The sequence below is a fragment of the Mesorhizobium helmanticense genome (assembly GCF_003034915.1).
GTDB classification, from domain to species: Bacteria; Pseudomonadota; Alphaproteobacteria; order Rhizobiales; family Rhizobiaceae; genus Mesorhizobium; species Mesorhizobium helmanticense.
In genome coordinates this window covers 130,674-155,914 of sequence record NZ_PZJX01000047.1, presented here as the reverse complement: position 1 = coordinate 155,914, position 25,241 = coordinate 130,674, and the positions used below count along the sequence as shown (strand labels likewise).

The window sequence follows — 25,241 nt, the reverse complement described above, 5'->3', positions numbered from 1 at the left end:
AGGTCAGGCCGAGTCGAAAATGGTGGATTCCGAGAACCGGAGCGGAGCGTACGTTTGGGTACGTGAGCACCGGAAGCGCAGGAAGCTGCCATTTGCAGGCCGGCATCACCTGAATATCGATACACCTTTACTGCAAGCTCGAACCAAAATCCTCATTCTCGCGCGCCAGCGCCATTTCGGTGATGGCGATCAGCGTTTCGGCGCGCGTCTTCAGGTCCGGCGCCTCGAGCAGCGCCTGTTTCTCGGCCGGCCCATAGGGCGCCATCATCGACAGCGCGTTGACCAGCATGGCGTTTTCCGCGCGGCTGACGCTTTCCCAGTCGGCTTCCAGATCATTGGCCTGCAAATAGGCACGGAACGCCTTGAGCAGCGCCGGCCGGTCGATCCCGGCCTCCGCCTGGTCTTCGTCCAGATCGGTGAGAAAGGGCGCGAAACGACACTGGCGAAACGGCGTCTTGACGGAGAGTTCCTGCACGATACGAAACCGGCACACGCCTTGCAGCGAGATCAGATAGCGGCCGTCACCGCTCTCGGAAAAAGCGATGATGCGCCCGGCGCAACCAACGTTGCAGAGTTCCGGCTCGCCATGGGCACGCAGCGCCCCGTCGAGGCTCGGCTGGATCATGCCGATCAGCCGCGGTCCAGCGATCGCCTCGTCCACCATCTGCAGATAGCGCGGCTCGAAGATGTTGAGCGGCATGCGGCCTCCCGGCAGCAGCAGGGCGCCTTCGAGCGGAAAGATCGGGATCGTCGCCGGCAGATCCGTGCCCAGCCGGTAATGCGCGTTTCCCGCTTGCACCTCGTTCCTCCGATCGCTTCATATCGAGAAGCGCACCTGCCTGCGATCCGCCTGTGCCCAACGCAGCGAGGCGATCGGACCTGTCCCGAAGCGTTCCACGTCCTGAACGGACCGATGCGCTTCAAGTCCTTGTTTTAGTGCATACCGTCCAAAACCGCTGCCTGCTCTTGGGCCCATGCACTAATCTGGCGCAGCCATCGCCGGCCGCAAGGCCAACGGTCAAAAACAGCGCCGGCTTACGAAAACAGCAACGACGACAATTTGCGTCGTGCCGACAGCGTCGCCTCGTCGGTCATGCCCCAGGCCTCGAAGAATTGCAGCAACTGGTTCCTGGCGCCATCGTCGTTCCATGTGCGATCCGCCTTGACGATCGCCAGCAGGTTGTCGGCCGCCGCCATGCGCTCGCCCTTGGCGTTCTGGATCATGGCAAGATCGAACCGCGCCTGGTGATCGCCTGGGTTTTCGGCCAGGCGCCGCTCGAACTCGGCCGGATTGCCAAGCGCTGAAGCCTGCGCGGCAAGCGCTATCTTGGCCCGCACCGCCGCGAGCGGCGGTGCATCCTTCTTTGCCTCCGGCGCCCGCGCCAGCACGGCTTCGGCACCCTCGGCATCGCCGGCCTCAAACAGAAGATCGGCCAGCCCGGCGATCGCCTCGATCGTTTCCGGCGCCTGTTCCAGGATCGCGTCGTAAATGTCTGCGGCCGTTTGCGCGTCGCCGGCCTCGCGCGCCTCCGTCGCCGCCGCAAGCGCCTCGGCAACCTGCGGCGCGCCACCACTCTTGCCGCCGACCTTGTCGATGAATTGGGTGATCTGGCTCTCGGGAATGGCGCCCATGAAGCCGTCGACCGGCTGGCCGTCCTTGAAGGCGATGACCGCCGGTATCGACTGGATGCCGAGCTGGCCGGCGATCGAGGGATGATCGTCGATATTCATCTTGACCAGCTTGACCTTGCCGCCGGCCGCCTTCACCGCCTTTTCCAGCAGCGGCGTCAATTGCTTGCAGGGGCCGCACCACGGCGCCCAGAAATCGACGAGCACGGGCTGACGGCGAGATTCCTGAATGACGTCGGCGGCGAATGTGGCGGTCGTCGTGTCCTTGATGACATCGGCCGGCGCCTCGCCAAGTCCTGCTTTCGCGGGTGCCGCCTCGGTGCCGCCATACTGCACCGACGTGGCGTACTGGCCGCCATTGCTGCCAAACTGGCCGCCAAATGGATTGTTGTCGCTCATCTCATCGCCCTTTCGGTCGCGCCGCCGGCTTCGGCCTGGCGCAACGTCTTGTCTCGGAATTCGGTCTTTCAGCCATCCCGGCTTTTCCGCCATGCATGTGGCGTTTATGCCGAGACTTTCAAGATAGCAGCATCGTGCCCGGTTGCCTCGACGAATCTGACGAGATCGGCGGCAGCGATCGACGTCGTTGCCTCATTGGTCAGCGGATGGGCGTTGATCACGGCATGGTCCATCAACGCCTGGTCGAGAACGACCTTGACCCGCAGCTTCGTATCGTTGATCAGGCCGAAAACCGTGACCGCGCCCGGAACGACGCCGAGCAGTTCCATCAGCATCTCCGGCCTGCCGAAGGAGACGCGGCCGGCGGCGCCGATCACCTGATGGATCTGCTTCAGGTCGACCACCGCCTCCTCGCCGACGCTGACCAGGAAGAAATTGTCCTTCTTATCCCTGAGGAACAGGTTCTTGGTGTGGCCGCCGGCGATTTCCCCGCGCAGCGCCTGCGAATCGGCGACGGTGAACAGCGGCGGATGGCGCCGCGTCGAGACGTCAATGCCGAGATCGGCGAGAAAGGCGAAAAGCTCTGCTTCGGTTTTCGGCATCAGGCATCCTGTCGGCGCGGTTCCGGTCAAGCCGTTTACGGCCAATGGCGCGGTCGAGACAAGACCGTAGCGCGGCGACGTGCTGGATTCCGTTAGCCGTCACCTATGCGGCGATCTCCGTTTGCGTCGCCGGGCGCCGCCGAAAAAGCCTGCGATTTCCCTGTTGCAATCGCCGCGCTCTTCAGCCATATAGGCGCGGCTTGCGGCCCAAAAGCCGCGCGAGCGGGTGTAGCTCAGGGGTAGAGCACAACCTTGCCAAGGTTGGGGTCGAGCGTTCGAATCGCTTCACCCGCTCCAGTTTCCTCCCAGGGAATCAAGCAGTTGAACAGGGCCGCCTTCGGGTGGCCTTTTCATTTTTCGCCGCGTGTCGCCACACTATCGCCACCGCGACTGATTTCCGAGAGCCAGGCGCACGAGATGTGGATGCCCCATCCAAGCGGCTGATGTTGGCCCGATCAAACATTGCCCGATGGTTCGCAGCCTGATACTCGACGCGAGTTGGAGATTGCGAGCGCCCGCTGAACCCGAGATTATCCAGCCCGATGAACAGGTTGAAGGCCTATCGAGAATTGGGGGACCGCGAACGCGACCGGCGCGTTCCCGTGATGAAGATGGGCTCACTGTATTTTGTCTGGTGGTCCTCTGGCAGAACTGACCCGCCCAAATGACCGCGAGACCCTTGCAACGTTATCACCTGGTCGACATTTCCAGAGGTGCGGCGGCCTTGGCCGTCCTGATCTACCACTATCAGCACTTCTACTTTCCACAGGCAGGTGTCGATCCAATCGCTGGCGACAGCAGTATGCTGCCGTGGCATGGGGCTTTGTGGATTTTCTACGACTACGGCTATTGGGCGGTGCAATTCTTCTGGATTATCAGCGGGTTTGTGTTTGCGGCCACCTACATTGATCATCCAGTAGGTGGAGGTGATTTTTTCATCCGCCGGTTTGCGCGGCTCTACCCGTTGCATTTTGCGACCTTGATCCTCGTTGCAGTTCTGCAATTCTGCTCATCAATGGCGGTGGGCCACGAGCAGATATACGAGCATAACGACGCCTATCACTTCACACTGAACCTGTTCATGGCTTCTGCGTGGGGCTTCGAAAAAGACTTGTCCTTCAATGGACCTGTGTGGTCGCTTTCGGCTGAAGTCGTCGTCTACTTCGTTTTCTTCTGGAGCCTGCCACGCCTACGGCGCTACCCGGCTCTCACCACCGCCATAGGCGTATTCGCACCACTTGCCATGTTGGCCCAGCACGTGGCGTCACCGGTCGTGCAGTGCGCCTTTTTGTTCTACCTCGGCGTGGCCGTTTTTCTTCTGCTGAGGAAATCGGTAACGCTGGCGATTGTGGGAGCCGTTTCGGCCCTTCTCTTCGTATCCGTCGCCCAAGCGCTCCCCATTCCGGTCAGCTTTCAGGTGGTGGTCGCTTTCATCGGTCTGGTGCTGGTGACTGCCATCATCGACACTACCGGCATATACAGATCGGGCTGGTTGAAATGGTTCGGCGATGCCACCTATGGGAGCTATCTCCTGCATGTCCCGTTGCAGATCGCGATCAACACAACCCTCGACTTTTTCAGAATCAACAGGCCAGAGGTTGCGTCCAATCCGTTATGTCTCGTTGCGTTCGTTGGCGTTGTTTTCGGCTTGGCCGCTCTGAGTTTCCGCTATTTCGAGAAGCCTTTCGATCAAGGCATTAGAAAGAGGTACGCCCGCTTGGGATTGAGTGCCCGATACTCGGGTACATTCATCCGTTCGGCCGATGTCCCTGGCCAGGGAACATCCGACATTAGAACCGATCCTTAGGGATCGTTGGACTGTCCTGCCCCTATAGACTGTCCAGAGAGCACCGCCGGCTCCGGCCGGCGGTGCTTTTGGCACGGGAATGCCGATACCATTCGTTCTGTGGTCACTTGGGTGCCGAGCTCAAAGGCCGGCTCGCAAAGCGGCCTCGCTCGGCGAGGCAGCGCGACGCGTTTTTAAAGCCCGGCCCTCAGCGCCAGATAGGGCGCGAGCGCCAGCGAATAGCTGGCGGTCAAATGATGATGGTCGCGCCAGACGATGATATTGCCAACGACTGCGGGACATAGAAGCGGGCCGCATATGGCATCGGTCATATCGACAAAAAGCGCATTCTGCGACTTCGCCGCCAACGCCAACGTGTTGTTCGATTCAACTTCATTTCGCTTGGTGAAGCATTTCGTCGGTGTGGCCTTCAGGCAGTCACCCGGGTCGAACTTGATATAGGGCGTGTTGCGAATAACGACGATTTGCGAGCCCGTTTCCGTCAATTTGCTCCAAACGCTGCGCAGACCATCGATCATCGATTGTTGCGGAACGATGCCGTAGTTGGATTGGCTGGTAAATATCAGGTACGGCTTCAGTTTGATGATCTCGGAGAGCACGTTCTCCCGCCACTCCGCGCACGGCAGGTCCGCCTTTCCGTGCGCGACGACAGCTACGCGGCTGAATGGGCAGGCGGACTTTGTGAAAGTGATCAGCTTGGCTTTTCGATCCTTGGCGATCTTGTCCAGCGCCGGAATCCATTGGGCCGCGTGGGAATCGCCCACGAGCACGATGGTCTTCACGCCGGCAGGATCGCCGAGGGAGCATCTCGTCGGTTCCGCACCTTCCTCTTGGTGGCACTTCGATACATAGGCTATCGGCAAATCCCGCTTCAGCCTGGCAAGGGGAGGAAGCAGATTGATGCCGTCCGGCACGGGGGTATCGCTGAGCAGCGCTGCCGGCCCAGGATAGGAAGACGTGCCAATCAAGGTCGTGTCGATGGTTTCAGTCTGCAAGAAATAAATGAAGCCACCGGCAGCCGCCACGCAGGCAAGAACCGCAAGCGTGCCGTATCCCAGCGGTTCCCATACCGCCCAGGCTTTGGCCTGCCGATATCGCTGCTCCACATAGCGATAGGACAGATCGGACAGCCCCATCGTCAGCGCGATCAGGGCCGCCCCGCTGACCAACGATATGGAATAACCCATGCCTAGAAAGAAAACCAGCAACGGCCAGTGCCAGAGGTAGATCGAGTACGAGCGATCGCCGATGAAGCCAAGCAGCTTTAAATCAAGCCACCGGAATCGTCCGAATTCGGCCTCGCCGGCCAGAATGACGAGCGCCGTGCCCAGTGTCGGCAGCAGCGCATAGGCGCCCGGAAAGGGCGTCGACGCCGAAAACAGCAAGGCGGACGCGAAAATGCCGGCCACGCCGGCAATCGCCAATGACTGCCCGGCCAAAACCGTCAGCCGAAACCGATGCGCGGTAAGGGCCAGCAGGCCGCCCAGCGCCAGCTCCCATATGCGCGTCTGGGTGACGAAATAGGCTTGGGCGGGATCCATCCTGGTCAGGACCACCGAAGCGATCAGCGATCCAGTGAAAACCAGTGACAGCGCCGCAGTCAGTGAGCGCCTCAGCGGCAACCCCCAACGGCGCGCCAGCCAGATCACCGCGATCATCAGGAGCGGCCACACGATATAGAACTGCTCTTCTATGGACAGCGACCAGTAATGCTGCACCGGGCTGAGCAGGCTGTCGGCATCCAGGTAGCTGACGGCGATCGAGGCCAGTCGCCAGTTCTGGACATAGAGCGCGCTGGCAATGATCTGGTTGGCGGTTTCCTCCCAGCGCGCCTTCGAGAGAAAAACCAGGGTTCCGCACAGTGTTGCCAGGAGCACCAGGGTTGCTGCTGGCAGAAGCCGCCGGATTCGCCGCGAGTAAAACGCGACCAGCGATATCCGGCCGTCACGCGTCGCGCTCTGCGCAAGCAAAGAAGTGATGAGATAGCCCGAGATGACGAAGAAGACGTCGACACCGACATACCCGCCTGGCAGGACGTCAGGCCACAGATGAAAAACGACCACCAGGGCGACCGCCAGACCGCGTAGCCCCTGTATTTCAGGCCGAAACCGATGCCCCTCACGCACTGCCTGAACTACCTGACGCTCGCTCTGCGAAAATCCGACGGCGACATGCCGGCGAGCTTGCGGAATGATTTGTTGAAGGCGCTGAGCGAGCCGAAGCCGCTCTCCATGGCGACGCGCAGCACATTGGCGTCCTGGTGCATCAGAAGCGCCTGCGCGTAGCTCAGCCGCAACAGGTTGACATACTCGTTGAGCGTCATCCCCGTCGATTTCTTGAACAGGCTCATGGCGTATTTCGGGTGGATGTCGGCGGCGGCGGCGATGGTCACGCAATCGATATCGTAGAGAAAATTCTCGGCGATGAAGTCGCACATGCGCCCGACATTGCGCGACGACTGCTGATCGAAAGGGCTGCCCGTCTCCTGCCCGGCCGGCGCTTCGGGCACCAGCCGGTAGGGCTCGAACCGCACCCGCTCCAGCCGCAGCAGAAGCTCGTTCACGGCGTGCTCGGTCCTGGCCGGATCGCCCGAGCGGGCATAGCGGTTCCAGCGCTCGAAACTGTCATTGTCGGAGCGGTCGGTGGCCGATGTCACCAGCGTGGCGCCCGTCATCAGCCGGTGCCTGATATCGGCGGGCAGATGCAGCCGGAAGAAGTGCACCAGCGGCAGATGCGCGCCGGCATAGACGGCATCGTCGCTGAGATCGTCCATCTGGTGCGGCAGGCCGCCCCAGAACAGGCACATCTCGCCGGCCGAAAGCGATATCTCGTGATCGTTCATGCGGTAGTGGACGGTGCCGCGGACGATGAAGTTCACCTCGACCTGGGCATGCCAATGCGGCTTCAGCATCACCAGCGGATGGTTGTGGAACATCTGCAGGGCCAGCGGCAGGCCTTCCACGCTGCTGGCGCCAGGCTGGTAGAAGGGCCGTTCCGCCATCTTACTTTCCGCCAATTTCTTATTCCCTTTGACGGGGACAAGCCTTCCGCGCTGCTTAGTCTAGCCATGCTCACAGTGAGAGAGCAAATGAAATGGGAGGATTTCAATGCGCACCACACTGACCTGCGCCGCGCTCGTGCTTGCCCTGGGCTCAGGCCCCGCGCTTGCGCAGTCCGGCGAAATCACGATCTGGAGCTGGAATATCGCCGCTTCGTCGCTGAAGGCCACGGTAGAAGGCTTCAACAAGCAATTCCCCGACATCAAGGTCACCGTCCAGGATCTCGGCAACCAGCCGACCTATGACAAGTCGATCGCCGGCTGCGCCGCCGGCGGCGTCGGGCTGCCCGACATCATCTCGATCGAGAACGGCGAGGCCGAGAACTATTGGAGCCAGTTCCCCGACTGCTTCGTCGACCTGCACACGCTCGGCTACAGCGCCGAGGACCAGGCAAAATTCCCCGATTTCAAGCGCACCGAGCTCGAAGTCGGCGAAAAGGCCTATGCCATGCCATGGGATTCCGGCCCGGTCGCCGCCTTCTACCGCCGCGACTTCTATGAGAAGGCCGGCGTCGATCCCGCCTCGATCAAGACCTGGGACGATTTCATCGCCGCCGGCAAGAAGATCCAGGCCGCCAATCCGGGCGTGACCATGACCAACGCCGATTTCAACGGCGACACCGAATTCTTCCGCATGATCTCCAACGAACAGGGCTGCGCCTATTTCGCCGCCGACGGCCAGTCGATCACGGTCAATCAGCCCAAATGCGTCGATACGCTGGCCAAGATCAAGGAGATGAAGGACGCCGGCATCATCACCTCGGCCGACTGGAGCACCAAGATCACCAACAACACCGCCGGCACCGTCGCCACCCAGGTCTATGGCGGCTGGTATGAGGGCACCATTCGCACCGAATCGGCCGGCGAAAACGGCAAGTGGGGCGTTTACCTGATGCCGAGCCTGACCGCCGACGGCCCGCGCGCCGCCAATCTCGGCGGCTCCTCGCTCGCCATCACCGCGGCGTCGAAGAACAAGGAAGCCGCCTACGCCTATCTGAAATACACGCTGGAGACCAATGAAGGCCAGATAGCCATGCTGAAGGGTTTCGGCCTGGTGCCCTCGCTGATTTCGGCGCTCGACGACCCCTATGTTTCGCAAGGGTTGCCCTATTGGGGCGGCCAGGCGGTGTGGAAGGACATTCTCGCCACCCTGCCCAAGGTGGTGCCGAGCCGCGGCACGCCGTTCCAGAGCGACGCCGAGATCATCATGCGCGCGGTGCAGACCAAGTACCTCGGCGGCGGCTATCCCGACGCCAAGGCGGCGCTCGACGACGCCGCCAACCAGATCGCCTCGGCGACCGGCCTGCCGGTCAAGGAGTGAGTGCCACTCTCCCTTCTCCCCTTGTGGGAGAAGGTGTCGCCGAAGGCGACGGATGAGGGGTGCTCCAGCTTGGCACCAAAGGCGATCCGTCCAGCACCCCTCAACCGTCTTGGCGCTGCGCGCCAATCCACCTTCTCCCACAAGGGGAGAAGGGAAAAAGGGAAGGAGGTAACAATGCGCACTCAGAACGCCACGGCCTACCGCTTCCTCGCGCCCTATCTCCTGATCTTCTCGGTCTTCTGGGTATGGCCGATCATCTCGTCCTTCCTGATCTCCTTCCAGGCGACGCGTACCGTGCCGTGGCGGTTCGCGCCCACCTTCAACTGGGGCCGCCTGATCGGCGACCCCGCCTTTTTCAACGCGCTGAAGAACACGCTGCTCATCCTCGTCATCCAGGTGCCGGTGATGATCTCGCTGGCGATCGTCATGGCGGTGCTGTTGAACTCGCCGCTGCTGAAAGCGCGCGGCCTCTACCGCTTTGCCTTCTTCGCCCCGGTCGTGGTCGGCGAGGTCGCCTATTCGGCGGTGTTTCGGCTGATGTTCAACCTCGATTTCGGCATCATCAACAAATTGCTGAACAGCGTCGGCGTGCCCAAGATCGACTGGTTTTCCAACGTCACGCCGGCGATGGCTGTCATCATGATCGCGGTGACCTGGCGCTGGGCCGGCTACAACGCCATCATCCTGCTCGCCGGCCTGCAGTCGATCCCCGATGACGTCTATGAGGCGGCGACGCTCGACCGCGTCAGCAAGGTCAAGCAGTTCTTCTACATCACCCTGCCGCTCCTCAAGCCGGTCATCGTCTTCTGCGCCGTGCTGTCGATCATCGGCACCATGCAGCTCTTCACCGAGCCGTTCCTGATCACCGAACGCGGCGGCCCCGGCGGCGGCACCGAAACGCTCGGCCTGTTGCTTTACCGCCAGGGCTTCCGCTCGCTCAATTTCGGCTACGCCTCGGCCATCGCCTACACCATGGCCGGGCTCGCGATCGCCATCACGCTGGTGCAGCTGTGGCTGACGAGGGACCCGAAATGAGTTCGCTGTCCCAAGCCAGGCTCGTACGCAGCATCGTGCTGCATCTGTTCCTGACGCCGCTGGCGCTGATCTGGCTGTTTCCGCTGTGGATGATGGTGGTGTTTTCCACCATGCCCGACAACGGCATCTTCAGCCCCGGCATCGAGCTTCTGCCGCATGACAGTTTCCTCGACAATTTCAACAATCTGCAGCGCGGCACCAATTTCGTCGGCGCCATCGGCATCTCGGTGTCGGTGGCGGTGACCTATACTTTCCTGTCCGTGCTGCTCACCTCGATGGCCGGCTGGGCGCTGGCGCGCTACCAGTTCTTCGGCAAGGGCATGGTCGTCGCCATCATCCTCGGCACCATCACGCTGCCCTATGCCGTGGTGCTTATCCCGCAATTCATCATGGTGGCGCGCGACTTCCAGCTCGCCAACACCTGGGTGGCGCTGATCGTGCCGCCGCTGTTCAACTCGCTCGGCGTGCTGTTCATGCGGCAGGCCTTCTCGATGATGCCGCATGAGCTGTTCGATGCCGCCCGTGTCGAAGGCGTCAAGGAATGGCGCATCTTCCTGTTCGTCGCGCTGCCGCTGGCGCGGCCGATGCTGGCAGCACTCGCCATCATCCTGTTCCTGGCCTCCTGGAACAATTACCTCTGGCCGCTGCTGATCAACAGCCAGCCCGGCGCGATGACGGCTCCGGTGGCGCTCGGCACGCTGATCGGCCTGACCAAAGTGTCCTGGGGCGGCATCATGGCGGGCGCCGTCATGCTGACCGTGCCTATGCTGGTCGTCTTCGTGCTGCTGCAGCGTCATTTCATCGCCGGCATCGCCGCCGGCGCGGTCAAGTAAGGGTCGGCATGGCAGGAGTCACACTCACCAATGTCGTCAAGCGCTTCGGCTTCTACGAGGTCGTCCATGGCGCCAGCATCGACATCAAGGACGGCGAATTCGTCGTCTTCGTCGGCCCCTCCGGCTGCGGGAAATCGACGCTGCTCAGGATGATCGCCGGGCTGGAGGACATCAGCGGCGGCGAGATCGCCATTGGCGGCAAGGTGGTGAACGATGTCGAGCCGGCCGATCGCGGCATCGCCATGGTGTTCCAGTCCTACGCGCTCTACCCGCACATGACGGTCGAGCAGAATCTGAGCTTCGGGCTGCGGATGAACGGCAACCCGAAGGCGGACACCGACCGGCGTGTCAAACGGGCCGCCGAGATCCTGTGCATCGACGAGCTGATGCAGCGACGCCCGAAGCAATTGTCGGGCGGCCAGCGCCAGCGCGTTGCCATCGGCCGCGCCATCGTGCGCGAGCCACAAGTGTTCCTGTTCGACGAGCCGCTGAGCAATCTCGACGCCGAACTCAGGGTGCAGATGCGGGTTGAGATCTCGCGCCTGCACAAGGAATTGGGCACGACGATGATCTACGTCACCCACGACCAGACCGAGGCGATGACGCTGGCCGACCGGATCGTGGTGCTGCGCGGCGGCAAGGTCGAGCAGATCGGCCGGCCGCTCGATCTGTACGACAATCCCGACAATCAGTTCGTAGCGGGTTTTGTCGGCTCGCCGAAGATGAACTTCATCAAGGGCCACATTGTCGGGCGCGATATCAGCGGCATCACGGTTGAGCTGGCTGGCCAGGAAAGGACCCGCATCACGCAACCCCTGGCGGGCGCCGGGCCCGAGACAGAAAGCCCTGAAATGGGCAGCCCCAAAGTGGGCAGCAAAGTCGTCGTAGGCGTGCGGCCCGAACATTTCGGCAATGCCGGAGAAGGCGACGCCGACCTTGCTGTCCATATCGACGTGGTCGAGCACCTGGGCGGCACGAGCTTTCTCTACGCCACGACGGCCAATGGCGAAGATCTGGTGATCCAGCGCGACGCGGCGAAGGTTCCCGACACGTCCGAGATCACCGTTTCTATACGCAAATCCTACCTGTTCGACGAAAACGGGCTGCGGCTGCGCTGACCGGCTTTCCCTTTCCGGGCTTCAAGGAGAATGACAATGACTTCAACCGCGCGCATCCGCTGGGGCATTCTCGGACCCGGCAGCATCGCCAAATCCTTTGCCGGCGGCGTCGCCCAGTCGCGCACCGGCACGCTGGTGGCGCTCGGCGCCCGCGACCCGGGCAAACCAGGCCTCGCCGAAACCTTCCCCGGCGCCCGCATCCTCAATGGCTACGAAGCCTTGCTCGCGGACCCGGATGTCGACGCAATCTACATTTCGATACCGCATCCCGGCCATGCCGAATGGGCGATCAAGGCGGCCGAAGCCGGCAAACATGTGCTTTGCGAAAAGCCGCTGGCGCTGACCGCTTTCGAAGCCGACGCGATGGTCCATGCGGCGCGCAAGGCCGGCACCTTTCTCGGCGAGGCCTTCATGTACCGGCTGCATCCGCAGACGCTGAAGCTGGTCGAGCTGGTCAGGTCGGGCGCGATCGGCGAGATCAGGATGATCAAGTCGAGCTTCGGCTTTGCCATGCCGGGCTTCATGCCGGAACACCGGCTCTATGCCAACGATCTCGCCGGCGGCGGCATACTCGATGTCGGCGGCTATCCCGTCTCCATGGTGCGGCTGATTGCCGGGGCAGCAGTGGGCATGCCTTTCGCCGAGCCGGACAAGGTGGTGGGCGTGGCCCATCTCGGCCAGTCCGGCGTCGACGAATGGGCCTCGGCGCTGTTGCATTTCCCCGGCGGTATCGTCGCCGAGGTCTCCTGCAGCATCTCGCTTAATCAGGAAAACGTGCTCCGCATCCTCGGCACCAGGGGCAGCATCGAAGTGCCGGATTTCTGGTTCGCCGGGGGGAACCGCGAAGTTGGCTTGGGAAAGATCGACCTGATCCGGTCCGACGGCACGCGCGAAACCATCAGCATCAACGAAACGCGCCATCTCTACTCTTTTGAGGTCGATGGCGCCGGCGACGCAATCCTCGCCGGCCGCCAGGAATTCGCCTGGCCGGGCATGGGCTGGGCCGACAGTCTCGGCACTCTGCGCGTGCTCGACAGATGGCGGGCGGCGATCGGGCTGGAATATGAAATCGAAAAGCCGGCAAAACGCCTCGACACGATTTCCGGCCGGCGGCTGCGCACCGATGGCGCCACGATCCCGAAACGCCAGATTCCCGGCCTGCGGCGGCCGGCTTCCTGTCTGGCGCTCGGCTTCGAGGATTTCCGCACTTTCTCCTCGGGCTCGATCCTGCTCGACGCCTTTTTCGAGGCCGGCGGCAATCTGTTCGACACCGGCTATGTCTACGGCGCCGGCTATACCGAGGCGCTGCTTGGCCAATGGCTGGGGAATCGCGGCGTGCGCGAGCAATCGGTGGTCATCGCCAAGGGCGCGCATTCACCGCTCTGCTATCCCGACGTGATCGGCAAACAGCTCGCCCAGTCGCTCGACCGGCTGCAGACCGATCATGTCGACATCTATTTCATGCACCGTGACAATCCGGATGTGCCGGTTGGCGAATTCGTCGACGCCATGGACCGGGAGGCCAGGGCAGGCCGCATCCGCGGTCCGTTCGGCGGCTCCAACTGGACGATGGAACGCATGGACGAGGCGATTGCCTATGCCGAGCGCGCCGGCAAGCAGAAGCCCGGCGCGCTCTCCAACAATTTTTCGCTGGCCGAGATGCTGGAGCCGATCTGGGCCGGCTGCGTTACCGCCTCCAGCGACGACTGGAAGGCCTGGCTGAGCGACCGGCAGATGCCGAATTTCGCCTGGTCGAGCCAGGGGCGGGGCTTCTTCACCGAACGCGCCGGGCGCGACAGGCTGGACAATGAGGAGCTGGTGCGGGTCTGGTATTCGGAGAAGAATTTCGGCCGCCGCGACCGGGCGATCGAACTCGCCGACAGGCTGGGCAAGGCCCCGATCCATATCGCGCTCGCCTATGTCCTGGCGCAACCGTTTCCATCTGTTCCGCTGATCGGCCCGCGCACGCTCAACGAACTGGACGACAGCCTGCAGGCGCTCGACATCGCGCTGTCGCCGGACGATCTGGCCTGGCTGGACAGCGGTTCGGGTCAGCCTCGCGCGCGGGTTGCGGGCTGACACTAGAAGGTTGGCGAAAGCAGAACAGACAGCTGATCTCCCCCCTTGCGGGGGAGATGTCCGGCAGGACAGAGGGGGGTGGGAAGGATCGCCAACCTTCGACTTAACCCATCCCAAACCGGCAACTGGCCTGACGAGATGGTGCCGATTGTTCGGCAAGTCGGAGGGACAGCACCCCCCTCTGCCCTGCCGGGCATCTCCCCCGCAAGGGGGGAGATTAAGCCTTCACGCCGTTCCGGCCTCAAACCTTGGCAAACCGACCTCACGCCAACTCCACAGTCTGCCCCTCTTCGATGCTCTGCTCGGCGGCGAGCACGATGCGCAGGCTGTTGACCGCGGCATCCATCTGCTCGGTGAGATCGAGATCCTCGCGGATGGCGCGCAGGAAGAACGCTTGCTCGCGATCGCAGAGCTCCTGGTGGCCGGGCTCGTCCTCCATGCTGACGATCTCGTCCGGCTTCTTGAAATTCTTGTCGCCGTCGACCTCGGCATAGTGGATCTTCAGCGCATCGGTCTTGGTGTGGCGATCGATATCGGCGGAGTTCGAGACCTCGGCCGCCTCGGCCGCGCTGCTTGCCGCCTGGCCGGCGACGATCGAGACAGCACCCTTCGGACCGACCACGTCCTTCACGAAATAGGCCGTCTCGCTCATCATCGGGCCCCAGCCCGCTTCGTACCAGCCGACCGAACCGTCATCGAAGGTGACATGCAGATGGCCGTAATTCTGCTTGTCGGCTTCCGCCCATAGTTTGGCGCCGATGCCATGCACGCGCACCGGCCTGGCGCCGGTCAGCTGGCACATCACATCGACATAGTGCACGCCGCAATCGACGATCGGGATCAGCGAATCGATCAGGTTCTTGTGCCAATGCCAGGCGCTGCCGCTGCTCTGCTGGTTGAGGTTGAGCCGCATGACCAGCGGCTTGCCGAGCGTCTTGCCGACCTCGATGAACTTGATCCAGGAGGGATGGACACGCAGGATATAGCCGAGCACCAGCTTGCGGTTTTTCGCCCGCGCCGCGGCGACCACCTTTTCGGCATCCTCGATATTGGTGGCGAGCGGCTTTTCCATGAACACATGGCAGTTGGCGGCGATCGCCTTCAGCGCATACTCGGCGTGCGTATTCGGCCAGCTGTTGATGGAGACGGCATCAGGCTTCGTCTCCTTCAGCGCCTGGTCGAAATCCTCGTAGAGCGGATAACCGGCGAGTTCGGCCGGGATCTTCTTGTTGCTCTTGATCGAGCGGCTCATGATGCCGACGATCTCGAAGCCATCGGAGCGATGATAGGCGCTGGCATGCGACGCGCCCATATTGCCCAGCCCAACCACCAGCACTTTTACCTTGTCGGCCAATGCCACCTCCCGCATGTTATTGAATAATTGCGGGCGGCGATCCGTTCGCCGCCCGCCGATCGTTTGCCGGCGTCCTACTTCACTGCCGAGTCGAACAGATGCGCCTTGATCTTCTCGACGTCGAGCGCGGCAAAGCCTTCCGACAGCTTGTAGCCATCGGCATCGGCCTTGACCTTGGCCTTGTCGAAATCGTTGGCCGGGCCGATCAAATCGTTGGTGCAGACATCCTCCGCCTTCACCGGATTGGTGATCTGGCCGATCTTGTGGATCTCGTCGAAGAAGCCCTGCCAGCTTGCCATGTCGTGCGAACCCCAGCCGCCGCGCTTGTCCATGTCGCCGCGGAAGACGTTGATCTGCTGCAGAATCGAGGTGGTGCCGAGTTCGGGTCCGAGATTCTTGGCCAGCGTCGGAAACTGCTCGAACACCGCTTCGACGGCGGCGCGCGGATTCTGGTAGCCGAACTCCAGCCCCATCGCCCAGCCACGCAGATATTTCTCCAGGAACGCCTTGCGGTCCGGGTCCTCGAGATCGGCGGTGCGCACGACGAATGTGTTGGCCGGCAGCTTCGAGTTCTGCACGCCGAGCCAATATTCGAAGTCGAGGCCCTTGGCGATCCATTCGGCGCGCAGCCCTTCCCACGACAAGGCGGCATCGCCCTGGCCGCCGGCCAGTGCTGTGCCCCAGGTCGGCCAGCCGGCCTCGACATATTTCACCTTCTTGATGTCGACGCCTTGCGCCGCCAGCAGCGGATCGGTGATCGACTGCCAGGCGGCGGAGCCGAGCAGGATGGTCTTGCCTTCGAGCGTCTTCAGGTCGTTCGTGCCCTCGCCCTTGCGGAAGGCCATGCTGAACGTGTCGCGTGCGCCCATGTGGAACACGGATTTCAGCTTCATGCCGTTCTGGATGGCGAAGGAGAACACGCCAGGCGAGGGAAAGCCCATATCGGCCTGGCCGACATCGACGAACTTCACTGTCGCCGTGCCGTCCGACGGCCCCGGCTGCATGTCGGTGTCGAGGTCGCCGAAATAGCCGGCTTTCTTCGCGGCCCAATAGGGATAGTCGTCGAGCACTTCGAGCGTGCCGCGCGGCGATATCCAGGTGAACTTTCCATAGGCCTCGGCCTTGGCCCTGAGGCCGGAAACACCAAGCGCCGTCGCCGTCACCAAACCGGCGCCAGTCACCTGCAGGAAAGTGCGGCGGGAGATCCCCGCGCTATGGCTGATTGAATTTTCTTTGGTCATGGCATTCCCCTTTTTTGTTGATTGCTCGTTTTGCCCTGCGCCCGCCTCCCGGGCGGCTCACCTGTTTGCTGTTATGCCTCCCAGCTCGCCCATTTCTTGCCGATCAGGAAGAACAGCACGTAGATCAGGATGCCGAGGGTCGACAGGATCAGCACCACCGCGAAGAATTGCGGCATCTGGATCATCGACGAATAGGTGGTCAGCCGGTTGCCGAGACCGAAGCCGCCGCCGACCATTTCGGCCCCGACCGCGGTCAGCAGCCCGAAGATCGCGCCGATCATCAGCCCGACCAGGATCATCGGCAGCGCCATCGGCGCGCGGATCTTCCAGAAGATCTGCAAGGTGCTGGCGCCATAGGAGCGCGCCAGCGCGATCTTGGCGCTGTCGACGCGGCGGAACCCTGTCGCGGCGTTGATCATCACCATGGGACCGGCGGCGAGCGCCACCGCGATGATGCGCGGCGTGTAGCCGAAGCCGAAGCGCAGGATCAGAAGCGGCACCAGCGCCAGCATCGGCGTGGTGACCAGCAGCAATATGTAGGGCGCGACGATCTTCTCGGCGAAAGGAAACTGGGTGATCACCGCCGCCATCACCAGTCCAATGACCGCGCCGATGGTGAAGCCGGATATCAGCTCGACCAGCGTGTAGCCGAGATGCGGCGCGATCAGCGGGAATTCGTCGAACAGAGCGTAGGCGATCGAGCTCGGCGGCGGCATGATGTAGAGCGGCACGTGGAACAGGCGCAGCGCCAGTTCGATGCCGCCGATGATGATCACGGCGACAGCGAGGATGGCCGCCACCTCCTTGCCTGACTTGATGCCGGGACCGCTGGCGAAGGCCGACAAATTGGTCAGGCTGACATCATGCCCATCGCCGGCCTTGGCACCCGCCTTGGTCTTGGAGAATTCCGGGATCGCGTCGCCTCCGCTCACGGCCTGATCCTCACGATTTCGGCTGTGGGCCGGTCCGGCGCCTTTGGCCGGGAGCGCGCCCCGACAATATCCATCTTGATCTTGTTGGTGAGGTCGAAGACTTCCTTGGTCGCCATGATCTCCAGCGAGCGCGGGCGCGCGAACGGCACGCGATATTCCCTGGCGACGCGGCCCGGCCGCGCGCTCAGCACCACCACCCGGTCGGAGAGGAAGATCGCTTCCTCGATGCTGTGGGTGATGAAGACGATGGTGGTCTTGGTGTCGAGCCAGATCTCCTCGACGAGCCGGTTCATCTCCTCGCGGGTAAAACTGTCGAGCGCCCCGAACGGCTCGTCCATCAGCAGCACCGACGGTTTCAGCGCCAGCGCCCGCACGATCGCCGCGCGCTGCTGCATGCCGCCGGACAGCTCGCGCGGGAACTTGCCGCCGAAGCCGTCGAGCCCGACGCGGTTGATGAGATGCGCGATCCAGGCGCGGTCCGGCTTTTCGCCCTTGATCTCGAAGGGAAAATGGATGTTGGCGTCGAGATTGCGCCAGGGCAGGAGATTGGCTTCCTGGAAGACGATGCCGATATCGGGATGTGGACCGGTGATCTCCTTGCCGTCGAGCTTGATACCACCGCTAGTCAGCCGGTGCAGCCCGGACATCGACCACAAAAGCGTGGTCTTGCCGCAGCCGGACGGGCCGACGATCGAGACGATTTCATTGGCGTGGACGTCGAGGCTGCAGCGGTCCAGCGCCAGAAGGTCGCCGGAGGCCGTGTGATAGACCTTGGTCGCGGCCTGCACGCCAAGCTTCGGGGTGGTTGCACTGCCCGCGTTCATGCGCCCCTCGGAGATTGCGCGATGAGCCCCTGGGTCATCCCGCGAAGTCAGTCTGTAACTATCCTACTTTGCTGTCAAGCGGAGAGCAGGAGCGTAGCCCGGCAGTTTGCGCGTGCATTTAGTATTGTATTGTTTTCATTGTGCTTTCTGCCACTTGAAAAGGATGTTGCTTTCCTACATACTTTCTCAAAGCGGCCCCCTGCGGTCCACAGGGTGGTTGCACCGCGAGGCGATGCGGCAACGCGAGACAAACGCAGTATTTACGCCCCGCGTTGCGGACGTGATGACGGCATGCAGACATGGTAGAGATTCCAGCTCCACGAATGGCAGGAAGGCTCAATGACTAAAGCTGATGGGCGGAGCTCAAACGACAATGCCGATGGGCGCGCTGCCGATGAACACGACCATGTCCGGCGCATCCCCGACATCATCTCGCTGATCAAGGATTCCTACGCCGAGCTGCGTCCGGCGGAGCGGCGCGTCGCCGATGTCGTGCTCGACGACGTCAGATACGCGGTCGACGCTTCCAACGCCGCACTCGCCCAGCGGGCCGGCGTCAGCGAACCCACCGTGACCCGCTTCTGCCGCGCCATCGGCTGTGACGGCGTGCGCGACTTCAAGCTGAAGCTGGCGCAGAGCCTCGTCGTCGGCGCGCTCTATCTGAGCAAGCCGCCGCCCGCCAGCGCCGACAATGGCATGCCGTTCTGGAATGCTGTGTTCGGCGAGGCGCGCCAGGCGCTGCAGGAGGCCGAGCGGCAGCTCGATCCGGCGCAGCTGGTCAAGGCGGCCGAGCTGATCGCCAAGGCGCGCCAGGTCACCGTATTCGGCCTCGGCGGCTCCTCGTCGGCGCTGGCGCAGGAAACCCAGTACCGGCTGTTCCGCTATGGCATCACCGTCAGCGCCCAATGCGACCCCTATCTGATGCGCATGACCGCCTCGACGTTGAAGCCCGGCGATCTGGTGATCGCCATCTCGGCCACCGGGCGCACGCGCGAAGTGATCGAGGCCGTCGAACTCGCCAAGCACTACCGCGCCAACGCGATCGGCGTGACCGCGCCCGACACCGATCTCGCGCGCGCCTGCGACGTCAGGCTGACGGTGGCGGTGCCTGAATATCCCGACACGCTCAAGCCGACGGCGTCGCGCTTCGCCTTCCTGGCCGCGATCGACCTGATGGCGGTGGCTTGCGCCTACAAGCTCGACGGCTCGGCCCGCGAGACAGTCCGCCGCATCAAGTACAACGCCCAGATCCACAGGACAGGCAAGGAAATGGAACCGCTGGGGGATTGAGGCTGAGGAGCGTCTTTTCCTTCTCCCCTTGTGGGAGAAGGTGGATTGGCGCGCAGCGCCAAGACGGATGGTTGGACGGAGTGAGACGTTGGTGTCCTCTGGAACACCCCTCATCCGTCGCCTTCGGCGACACCTTCTCCCACAAGGGGAGAAGGACAGAACGGCGGCGCTGGCCTCGACAAAAGTTTAGCGTCGACTTTCGGCGGCTTGGGAAGAGAGAAGGAAAGAAATGCTCGAGATCGCACCATCGAAACAGGCCGGCACCTGGCTTTCCTCCTTTGCCCAAGCGCTCGAAGCGGGCGACGTTGACGCCGTCACCAACCTGTTCGTCAACGACTGCTACTGGCGCGATCTCCTGACCTTCACCTGGAACATCAAGACCATGGAAGGCCGCACCGCGATCCGCGAGATGCTCGATGCCACGCTGGCTGTCGCCAGGCCGACCGGATGGCAGCTCAGCGGCGAGGCCAGCGCCGACGAAGGGACGATAGAAGCCTGGTTCACCTTCGAGACGGCGTCAGCCTGGGGCCAGGGCATCATGCGCCTCAACGACGGACGCTGCCGGACGCTGTTCACCGCGATGACCGACCTCAAGGGTTTTGAGGAGCGCAAGGGCCCGGCGCGGCCGCTAGGTGTCCGCCACAAGGCCGATCCGGACCGCGAAACCTGGGCGGAGGCGAGGGCGCGCGAGACGCGCGACCTTGGCACCGGCGAGCAGCCCTATTGCCTGGTCATCGGCGGCGGCCAGGGCGGCATCATGCTGGGCGCCCGGCTCCGGCAGCTCGGCGTGCCGGCCATCGTCATCGAGATGAATGCGCGGCCCGGCGATTCCTGGCGCAACCGCTACCGCACCCTCGTGCTGCACGATCCGGTCTGGTACGACCATCTGCCCTACATTCCGTTTCCGGAGAACTGGCCGGTGTTCACGCCCAAGGACAAGATGGGCGACTGGCTGGAAATGTACACGCGCGTCATGGAACTCAATTACTGGGTCGCAACAAAGTGCGTCAGCGCCAGCTATGACGAGGCAGAGAAAGTCTGGACGGTCGTCGTCGATCGCGTCGGTCGGCGCATCACGCTGAAGCCGAAGCACATCGTCTTCGCCACCGGCGCCTATGGCCCGCCAAGGCGGATCGACCTGCCAGGCGCCGATGCCTTCCAGGGCGAGCTGCTGCATTCGAGCCAATATGCCAGCGGCGAAAAATTCCGCGGCAGACGCGTTGCCGTCATCGGTGCGGCAAGCTCGGGACATGATGTCTGCGTCGATCTCTGGGAGAGCGGCGGCGAGGTGACCATGATCCAGCGCTCGCCGACCACGGTGGTCAAGTCGGACACGCTGATGGAAGTCGGCTTCGAGATCTTCTCGGAAAAGGCGCTGGAGCGCGGCATCACCACCGAGAAGGCCGACATGATCGTCGCCTCGACGCCGTTCGCGCTGGTGCCGCAAGGCCAGCGGGCGCTCTACGACATCATCAGGGAGCGCGACGCGGCCTTCTATGATCGTCTGCGCGCTTCCGGCTTTGCTCTCGATTTCGGCGACGACGAAACCGGGCTGCTGATGAAGGCTTACCGCACCGGTTCGGGCTACTACATCGATGTCGGAGCGTCGGACCTGATCATCGACGGCAAGATCGGCCTGCGCAGCGGCGTCGGCATCAAGGCGCTGACGCCGACCGGCATCCTTTTCGACGACGGCACCGAACTCGCGGCCGACGCCATCGTCGCCTGCACCGGCTACCAGTCGATGAACGAGACCGTGGCGCAAATCGTCTCGCGCGAGGTCGCCGACAAGGTCGGCCCATGCTGGGGCCTCGGCTCGGGCGTGAAGGGCGACCCCGGACCATGGCAAGGCGAGCTGCGCAACATGTGGAAGCCGACGGCACAGGAAGCGCTGTGGTTCCACGGCGGCAATCTGGCGCTGTCGCGCTTCTATTCGAAATATGTGGCGTTGCAGATCAAGGCGAGGATGGAGGGGATTGCAACGCGGGTTTATGGGCCGCCGAGTAACTCCGGCAGCTGACCTATGCCTTCGTCATCCTAGGGCGAAGCAAGGAGCGCAGCGACGCGGCGCAGACCCGAGGATCCATGCCGTGCCACTCATGACAGACGTAGGCGGTCCTGAAGCAAGGTTCCATGCACCAACGGCGGTAAATGGACTCATCGAACGACTATCCTGTTCCGTTGCATTCTTAGGCAAAAGTCACGGCATGGATCCTCGGGTCTGCGCTCCGCTTCGCGTCACTCCGCCCGTGGATGACGAAGTCCCGTAGCGCCCGCACAGGCACAGCCTCAATCGTGGCTGTGCCCGAAATGCCGGGCAGCAACCTCGACATGGCTATGCCTTGCATGCGCTTCGAAGCGTTCGGTGTCGCTGAGGTCATCCGCCGCCTCGTTCGGCCACCAGGTGCCGCCGATCACGATGCCGTCCGAGACCAGCCGTTGCTCTGCGACCAGCGCCGCGCCGAGCGAATCGACGAAGGTGAAGCTACCCGAGCGCAGCCGCAGCACCGCGACGTCGCCGACGCCTCCCACCTTGAGCGTGCCGAGATGGGGCCTGGCGATCGCTGCCGCCGGCCGCTGCGTCGCCGCGCGCAAGACCTCCACCAGCGGCATCCCCAGCGCCAGCAGTTTCGACATGCAGACCAGGATGTCGAAGGCCGGGCCGTCGACGCAATAGAGATGCACGTCGCTGCTGATCACGTCGGGCGCCAGCCCCTCCTTCAGCATCGCCTTGGCGACCTCGAAGTCGAACGAGCCCATGCCGTGGCCGATGTCGAAGATGACGCCGCGCTCGCGCGCCAGCCGCATATCGGGCCGCACCGCGCCCGAGGCGAACACCGGCGCATTGGGAAACGGCCGGAAGCAGTGGGTGAGGATATCGCCCTTGCGCAGGCGCGGCAGCACTTCCGAGCGGCCGGGCGGCGGCTCGTCTATATGCGCCATCAGCGGCAGGCCCGCCTGGTCGGCTGCCTCCAGCGCCAGATCCACCGGCGCGATGCCGCTGGTGCCGCCGGCATGGCGGCCCGAGCGCACCTTGACGCCGACGACCACGTCCGCGTGCTCGCGCACCGCCGCCACCGTCTCACGCGGTTCGCAGAGCCGGAGGTCACTGCATTCGCCGACCGCCACGCTGTGCGAGAAGCCGAAGATGCCGGCAAAGGAAATGTTGACATAGGCCAGGATGCGGACTTTCGAGCGCTCGATGACATGGCGGCGAAAGCCGAGGATATTGCCGGCGCCAGCACTTCCCGCATCGATGAAGGTGGTGGTGCCGCTCCTTGCGGCAAGACGGTCGGCATCGACGCCAAGCGAGGTGCCGCCCCAATAGACATGGCTGTGCAGGTCGATGAGGCCGGGCGCGACGATGGAGCCGCTGGCGTCGATGACGCGCGCGGCGCGTTCGAACGGGATGTCGGCGTCGATCGCGGCGATGCGGCCATTGGTGATGGCGAGATCGCGCGGCGCGTCGAGCCCGGACGCCGGGTCGATCAGGCGGCCGCCCTTCAGCAGGAGATCAAATTGCATCGATGCCTAGCCTCCGGTTGAGAAACAAAGCCGGCTTCAGGCCGCGGCCTCGCCAGAGCTGCCAGTCCCAAAAGGGTCTGCCACGATCGGCCAGATCGGGCGCTTGAGCTTGCGGTAGGGCGTGGTGACGGGGTTGTTGGGATAGCAGCCCTCGACCGCGACATAGATGATTTCACGCGCGACGGGCACGAAGCCGGCATGGAAATGGTTGGTCGATTTGATGAGCAGCACCTGCTTGCTCAGCGGGTCGATGCCGAGATTGGAGAAGATGTCGGGCTCGAAGGTCTGCGTGCGGTTGGTGTTGATGACGATGTCGATCTCGGTGCCTGCCAGGCGCAGCACCGCCGAGGGGCCGAGCGGCACCAGGCTCGACCCGAACGACTGCCAGGCATCGGGCGCCAGGCGGCGGACCTCGAACGTGCCGTCGAAGGGCATGCCGCTGGCAACGCTCGTTTTGCCGCCGATGCGGATGTCGAGCACCGTGCCTTCGCCGGCGCCTTGCGCCCGCGCCACGGCCTGCGGATCCCAGATCGTGGCCACGCCAGCACTTTTGATGCCGCTGTCGACCAGCGCATGCAGCAGCACGGTGTTGTCGCCGGCGGTACCGCCGCCGGGATTGTCCCACATGTCAGCGAGCACGAACGGCTTGTCGCCATGGCCGCCTGCCCTGACCCGCTCGATCGCCTCGCCGACCGTCACGCTGCGCATCGCCGTCGAGCCGCGCATGGCGAAAACCTCCCGGCCAAGCCGCTCGGCCAGCGCATCGCCGGCGGTGCGGTCATTGTCGCTGACCACCAGGAGCTGCGTCCCGGTCTCGGCGGTGTCGCCGGCCAGAAACCCGTGGATCAGCGACACCGACAGGATGCCGTGCTTGCCCTGCAGCGCCTTGATCCGGTCGACGAAGGAGCGCATCGGCTCGCGGCTGGTCGGGAACACGTCGATCATCCGGCAGTCGAAGGCCGAGATGACCGGCCGGATCCTGCCGCGCGCTGCTGCCAGCGCCAGCTCGACGACATGCTCGGCGCGCTCGACGAAATCGGTATGCGGAAATTCGAGGAACGCCGCCAGTATGTCGGCCGCCGCCACGCGCTTCTTTGTCAGATGGCTATGCGGATCGAGTTCGGCGGCGATGATCACCTTGGGGCCGACGATCTCGCGCACCCGGGCCAGCAGGTCGCCTTCGCAATCGTCCAGCCCGCGCGCGATCATCGCGCCATGCAGGCCGAGCACGACGCAATCCACCGGCATCGCCGCCCGCAACTGATCGAGGATCTCGTCGCGCAGCGCCTCATAGACGTCGAGCCGGACATAGCCGCCGGGTTCGGCCCAGGTCGCGGTGCCTTCGATCAGGGTGAAGCCTTCTTCCCTGGCCCGCCGGCGCAGCACGGGGATCGGCGCGGAGCACAGCGTCGGCGTTTCCGGATGCTTTCCCGGCGGTGCGTAGAATGCCATCTCGAAGGACGAGCGGTCGGTCGAGACCGGCGAGAAGGTGTTCGTCTCGGTGGCAAGCGAGGCCGTGAAGACACGCATGGCGGCTGTTCCCGTTTCTGTCCCTGTCGGCTGTCCTTGTCGGCGCCGCTCAGAGCGGCCGGTAGGCGACGGCTTCGACCTCGATCTTGATGTCGATCATCAGCCGCGACTCCACCGTGGTGCGGGCCGGCGGATCCTTTGGAAAATGCCTGGCATAGACGGCATTGAAGGCGCCGAAATCGCGCGCGTCCTCAAGCCAGACCGTCGTCTTGACCACGTCGTCCATGATGCAGCCGGCCAGCGCCAACGCCGCCTTCACATTCGAAAGCACCTGCTCGGTCTGCTCGACGATACCGCCCTTGACCACCACACCGTCGCCGCCGACCGGCACCTGGCCGGAGACATAGACGAAGTCGCCGGCCCGCACCGCCGGCGACAGCGGCACATGGGATGTTCCAAAACATTGCTTGGGCAAGAAAAGCCTCCTGTTCATGCGCGACACGGCGCGATCTTCCGATAGCGCCATTTGCCGGTTTCCTCGGCGACGGTTTACGCCTGTCCAGACGATTCTCAAACAGGCTTTGTAAGAAAGCAACATTCTTTGGAATTTATGTTGCTTTATTACAGTGGCGTCAGCATCCTGCACGCCAACCGTTGCACCAGGCACTTTACCAGGCGGTTGCGTCAAGCGATTCGGCAGGGGAGGATCGAGTGAGAAACAAGC

General features: G+C 63.2%; 20 protein-coding genes and 1 tRNA gene. 9 read left to right on the top strand and 12 right to left on the bottom strand.

Annotated features, from left to right (window positions below):
* Positions 1-127: 127 nt before the first annotated feature.
* From C9427_RS25980 to C9427_RS25970, 3 genes are all read right to left on the bottom strand, one after another.
* The gene (locus C9427_RS25980; RefSeq protein ID WP_107651917.1) at positions 128-799 is read right to left on the bottom strand and encodes an LON peptidase substrate-binding domain-containing protein; all 672 of its coding nucleotides are present in this window, start codon (positions 797-799) and stop codon (positions 128-130) included.
* 236 nt (positions 800-1,035) lie between these two features.
* Positions 1,036-2,028, bottom strand: a complete 993-nt coding sequence (gene trxA, locus C9427_RS25975; RefSeq protein ID WP_107651916.1) for a thioredoxin — start codon at positions 2,026-2,028, stop codon at positions 1,036-1,038.
* Positions 2,029-2,132: 104 nt separating this feature from the next.
* A complete protein-coding gene (locus tag C9427_RS25970; RefSeq protein WP_107651915.1) occupies positions 2,133-2,630 on the bottom strand; it encodes a prolyl-tRNA synthetase associated domain-containing protein in 498 nt (165 codons plus the stop codon).
* Positions 2,631-2,852: 222 nt separating this feature from the next.
* Between C9427_RS25970 and C9427_RS25965 the strand changes: the two genes are divergently transcribed.
* Positions 2,853-2,927 (top strand) — tRNA-Gly (locus C9427_RS25965).
* 367 nt (positions 2,928-3,294) lie between these two features.
* On the top strand, positions 3,295-4,437 hold the full coding sequence (locus C9427_RS25960) for an acyltransferase family protein (protein ID WP_107651914.1): 1,143 nt from the start codon (positions 3,295-3,297) through the stop codon (positions 4,435-4,437).
* 173 nt (positions 4,438-4,610) lie between these two features.
* On the opposite strand, the gene C9427_RS25955 is transcribed toward C9427_RS25960, so the two are convergent.
* Positions 4,611-6,563, bottom strand: coding sequence for an acyltransferase family protein (locus C9427_RS25955; protein ID WP_167434483.1), 1,953 nt, complete (start codon positions 6,561-6,563; stop codon positions 4,611-4,613).
* 8 nt (positions 6,564-6,571) lie between these two features.
* Positions 6,572-7,438, bottom strand: coding sequence for a helix-turn-helix domain-containing protein (locus C9427_RS25950; protein WP_107651912.1), 867 nt, complete (start codon positions 7,436-7,438; stop codon positions 6,572-6,574).
* Between the two features lie 106 nt (positions 7,439-7,544).
* Here C9427_RS25950 and C9427_RS25945 point away from each other — a divergent pair, with 106 nt between their 5' ends.
* The 5 genes from C9427_RS25945 (at position 7,545) to C9427_RS25925 (ending at position 13,881) form a co-directional block, all read left to right on the top strand.
* On the top strand, positions 7,545-8,816 hold the full coding sequence (locus C9427_RS25945) for an ABC transporter substrate-binding protein (RefSeq protein ID WP_107651911.1): 1,272 nt from the start codon (positions 7,545-7,547) through the stop codon (positions 8,814-8,816).
* A 174-nt stretch (positions 8,817-8,990) separates the two neighbouring features.
* On the top strand, positions 8,991-9,851 hold the full coding sequence (locus C9427_RS25940) for a carbohydrate ABC transporter permease (protein ID WP_107651910.1): 861 nt from the start codon (positions 8,991-8,993) through the stop codon (positions 9,849-9,851).
* On the top strand, positions 9,848-10,684 hold the full coding sequence (locus tag C9427_RS25935) for a carbohydrate ABC transporter permease (RefSeq protein ID WP_107651909.1): 837 nt from the start codon (positions 9,848-9,850) through the stop codon (positions 10,682-10,684). The genes C9427_RS25940 and C9427_RS25935 overlap by 4 nt, the downstream gene beginning before the upstream one ends.
* A gap of 8 nt (positions 10,685-10,692) precedes the next feature.
* Entirely contained in the window at positions 10,693-11,802 is a 1,110-nt protein-coding gene (locus C9427_RS25930) for an ABC transporter ATP-binding protein (protein WP_107651908.1), read from the top strand.
* A gap of 36 nt (positions 11,803-11,838) precedes the next feature.
* Entirely contained in the window at positions 11,839-13,881 is a 2,043-nt protein-coding gene (locus C9427_RS25925) for an aldo/keto reductase (protein WP_107651907.1), read from the top strand.
* A 262-nt stretch (positions 13,882-14,143) separates the two neighbouring features.
* Here C9427_RS25925 and C9427_RS25920 read toward each other — a convergent pair whose 3' ends face one another.
* The 4 genes from C9427_RS25920 to C9427_RS25905 all read right to left on the bottom strand — a co-directional run bounded on the left by C9427_RS25920 (position 14,144) and on the right by C9427_RS25905 (position 18,232).
* Positions 14,144-15,250 (bottom strand): Gfo/Idh/MocA family protein, encoded by a 1,107-nt coding sequence (locus C9427_RS25920; protein WP_208636419.1) that lies wholly within the window; start codon positions 15,248-15,250, stop codon positions 14,144-14,146.
* Between the two features lie 59 nt (positions 15,251-15,309).
* Positions 15,310-16,476 carry an ABC transporter substrate-binding protein gene (locus tag C9427_RS25915; RefSeq protein ID WP_107651906.1) on the bottom strand — a complete coding sequence of 389 codons (1,167 nt, stop codon included), beginning with the start codon at positions 16,474-16,476 and terminating at the stop codon, positions 15,310-15,312.
* A 71-nt stretch (positions 16,477-16,547) separates the two neighbouring features.
* Positions 16,548-17,408 (bottom strand): ABC transporter permease, encoded by an 861-nt coding sequence (locus C9427_RS25910; protein ID WP_107651905.1) that lies wholly within the window; start codon positions 17,406-17,408, stop codon positions 16,548-16,550.
* Positions 17,405-18,232 carry an ABC transporter ATP-binding protein gene (locus tag C9427_RS25905; RefSeq protein WP_107651904.1) on the bottom strand — a complete coding sequence of 276 codons (828 nt, stop codon included), beginning with the start codon at positions 18,230-18,232 and terminating at the stop codon, positions 17,405-17,407. The genes C9427_RS25910 and C9427_RS25905 overlap by 4 nt, the downstream gene beginning before the upstream one ends.
* Before the next feature lie 339 nt (positions 18,233-18,571).
* On the opposite strand from C9427_RS25905, the gene C9427_RS25900 reads away from it, so the two are divergent.
* Positions 18,572-19,522: a MurR/RpiR family transcriptional regulator gene (locus tag C9427_RS25900; RefSeq protein ID WP_107651903.1), complete on the top strand. Its 951-nt coding sequence runs from the start codon at positions 18,572-18,574 to the stop codon at positions 19,520-19,522.
* Positions 19,523-19,751: 229 nt separating this feature from the next.
* The gene (locus C9427_RS25895) at positions 19,752-21,542 is read left to right on the top strand and encodes an NAD(P)/FAD-dependent oxidoreductase (RefSeq protein WP_107651902.1); all 1,791 of its coding nucleotides are present in this window, start codon (positions 19,752-19,754) and stop codon (positions 21,540-21,542) included.
* A 269-nt stretch (positions 21,543-21,811) separates the two neighbouring features.
* On the opposite strand, the gene C9427_RS25890 is transcribed toward C9427_RS25895, so the two are convergent.
* Genes C9427_RS25890 through C9427_RS25880 form a run of 3 tightly spaced genes read right to left on the bottom strand, consistent with a single transcriptional unit; the run spans position 21,812 to position 25,010 of the window.
* Positions 21,812-23,047 (bottom strand): amidohydrolase/deacetylase family metallohydrolase, encoded by a 1,236-nt coding sequence (locus tag C9427_RS25890; protein ID WP_107651901.1) that lies wholly within the window; start codon positions 23,045-23,047, stop codon positions 21,812-21,814.
* 36 nt (positions 23,048-23,083) lie between these two features.
* Positions 23,084-24,577, bottom strand: a complete 1,494-nt coding sequence (locus C9427_RS25885) for a M81 family metallopeptidase (RefSeq protein ID WP_107651900.1) — start codon at positions 24,575-24,577, stop codon at positions 23,084-23,086.
* Positions 24,578-24,626: 49 nt separating this feature from the next.
* Positions 24,627-25,010, bottom strand: a complete 384-nt coding sequence (locus tag C9427_RS25880; protein WP_208636421.1) for a RidA family protein — start codon at positions 25,008-25,010, stop codon at positions 24,627-24,629.
* Positions 25,011-25,241 lie beyond the last annotated feature (231 nt).

What these genes read in the sequence shown, in the direction of transcription:
- trxA (WP_107651916.1), bottom strand. Translation starts at nt 2,028, where the DNA reads ATGAGCGACAACAATCCATTTGGCGGCCAGTTTGGCAGCAATGGCGGC.
- C9427_RS25970 (WP_107651915.1), bottom strand. Translation starts at nt 2,630, where the DNA reads ATGCCGAAAACCGAAGCAGAGCTTTTCGCCTTTCTCGCCGATCTCGGC.
- C9427_RS25960 (WP_107651914.1), top strand. Translation starts at nt 3,295, where the DNA reads ATGACCGCGAGACCCTTGCAACGTTATCACCTGGTCGACATTTCCAGA.
- C9427_RS25950 (WP_107651912.1), bottom strand. Translation starts at nt 7,438, where the DNA reads ATGGCGGAACGGCCCTTCTACCAGCCTGGCGCCAGCAGCGTGGAAGGC.
- C9427_RS25945 (WP_107651911.1), top strand. Translation starts at nt 7,545, where the DNA reads ATGCGCACCACACTGACCTGCGCCGCGCTCGTGCTTGCCCTGGGCTCA.
- C9427_RS25940 (WP_107651910.1), top strand. Translation starts at nt 8,991, where the DNA reads ATGCGCACTCAGAACGCCACGGCCTACCGCTTCCTCGCGCCCTATCTC.
- C9427_RS25935 (WP_107651909.1), top strand. Translation starts at nt 9,848, where the DNA reads ATGAGTTCGCTGTCCCAAGCCAGGCTCGTACGCAGCATCGTGCTGCAT.
- C9427_RS25930 (WP_107651908.1), top strand. Translation starts at nt 10,693, where the DNA reads ATGGCAGGAGTCACACTCACCAATGTCGTCAAGCGCTTCGGCTTCTAC.
- C9427_RS25925 (WP_107651907.1), top strand. Translation starts at nt 11,839, where the DNA reads ATGACTTCAACCGCGCGCATCCGCTGGGGCATTCTCGGACCCGGCAGC.
- C9427_RS25920 (WP_208636419.1), bottom strand. Translation starts at nt 15,250, where the DNA reads ATGCGGGAGGTGGCATTGGCCGACAAGGTAAAAGTGCTGGTGGTTGGG.
- C9427_RS25915 (WP_107651906.1), bottom strand. Translation starts at nt 16,476, where the DNA reads ATGACCAAAGAAAATTCAATCAGCCATAGCGCGGGGATCTCCCGCCGC.
- C9427_RS25905 (WP_107651904.1), bottom strand. Translation starts at nt 18,232, where the DNA reads ATGAACGCGGGCAGTGCAACCACCCCGAAGCTTGGCGTGCAGGCCGCG.
- C9427_RS25900 (WP_107651903.1), top strand. Translation starts at nt 18,572, where the DNA reads ATGACTAAAGCTGATGGGCGGAGCTCAAACGACAATGCCGATGGGCGC.
- C9427_RS25895 (WP_107651902.1), top strand. Translation starts at nt 19,752, where the DNA reads ATGCTCGAGATCGCACCATCGAAACAGGCCGGCACCTGGCTTTCCTCC.
- C9427_RS25890 (WP_107651901.1), bottom strand. Translation starts at nt 23,047, where the DNA reads ATGCAATTTGATCTCCTGCTGAAGGGCGGCCGCCTGATCGACCCGGCG.
- C9427_RS25885 (WP_107651900.1), bottom strand. Translation starts at nt 24,577, where the DNA reads ATGCGTGTCTTCACGGCCTCGCTTGCCACCGAGACGAACACCTTCTCG.
- C9427_RS25880 (WP_208636421.1), bottom strand. Translation starts at nt 25,010, where the DNA reads ATGAACAGGAGGCTTTTCTTGCCCAAGCAATGTTTTGGAACATCCCAT.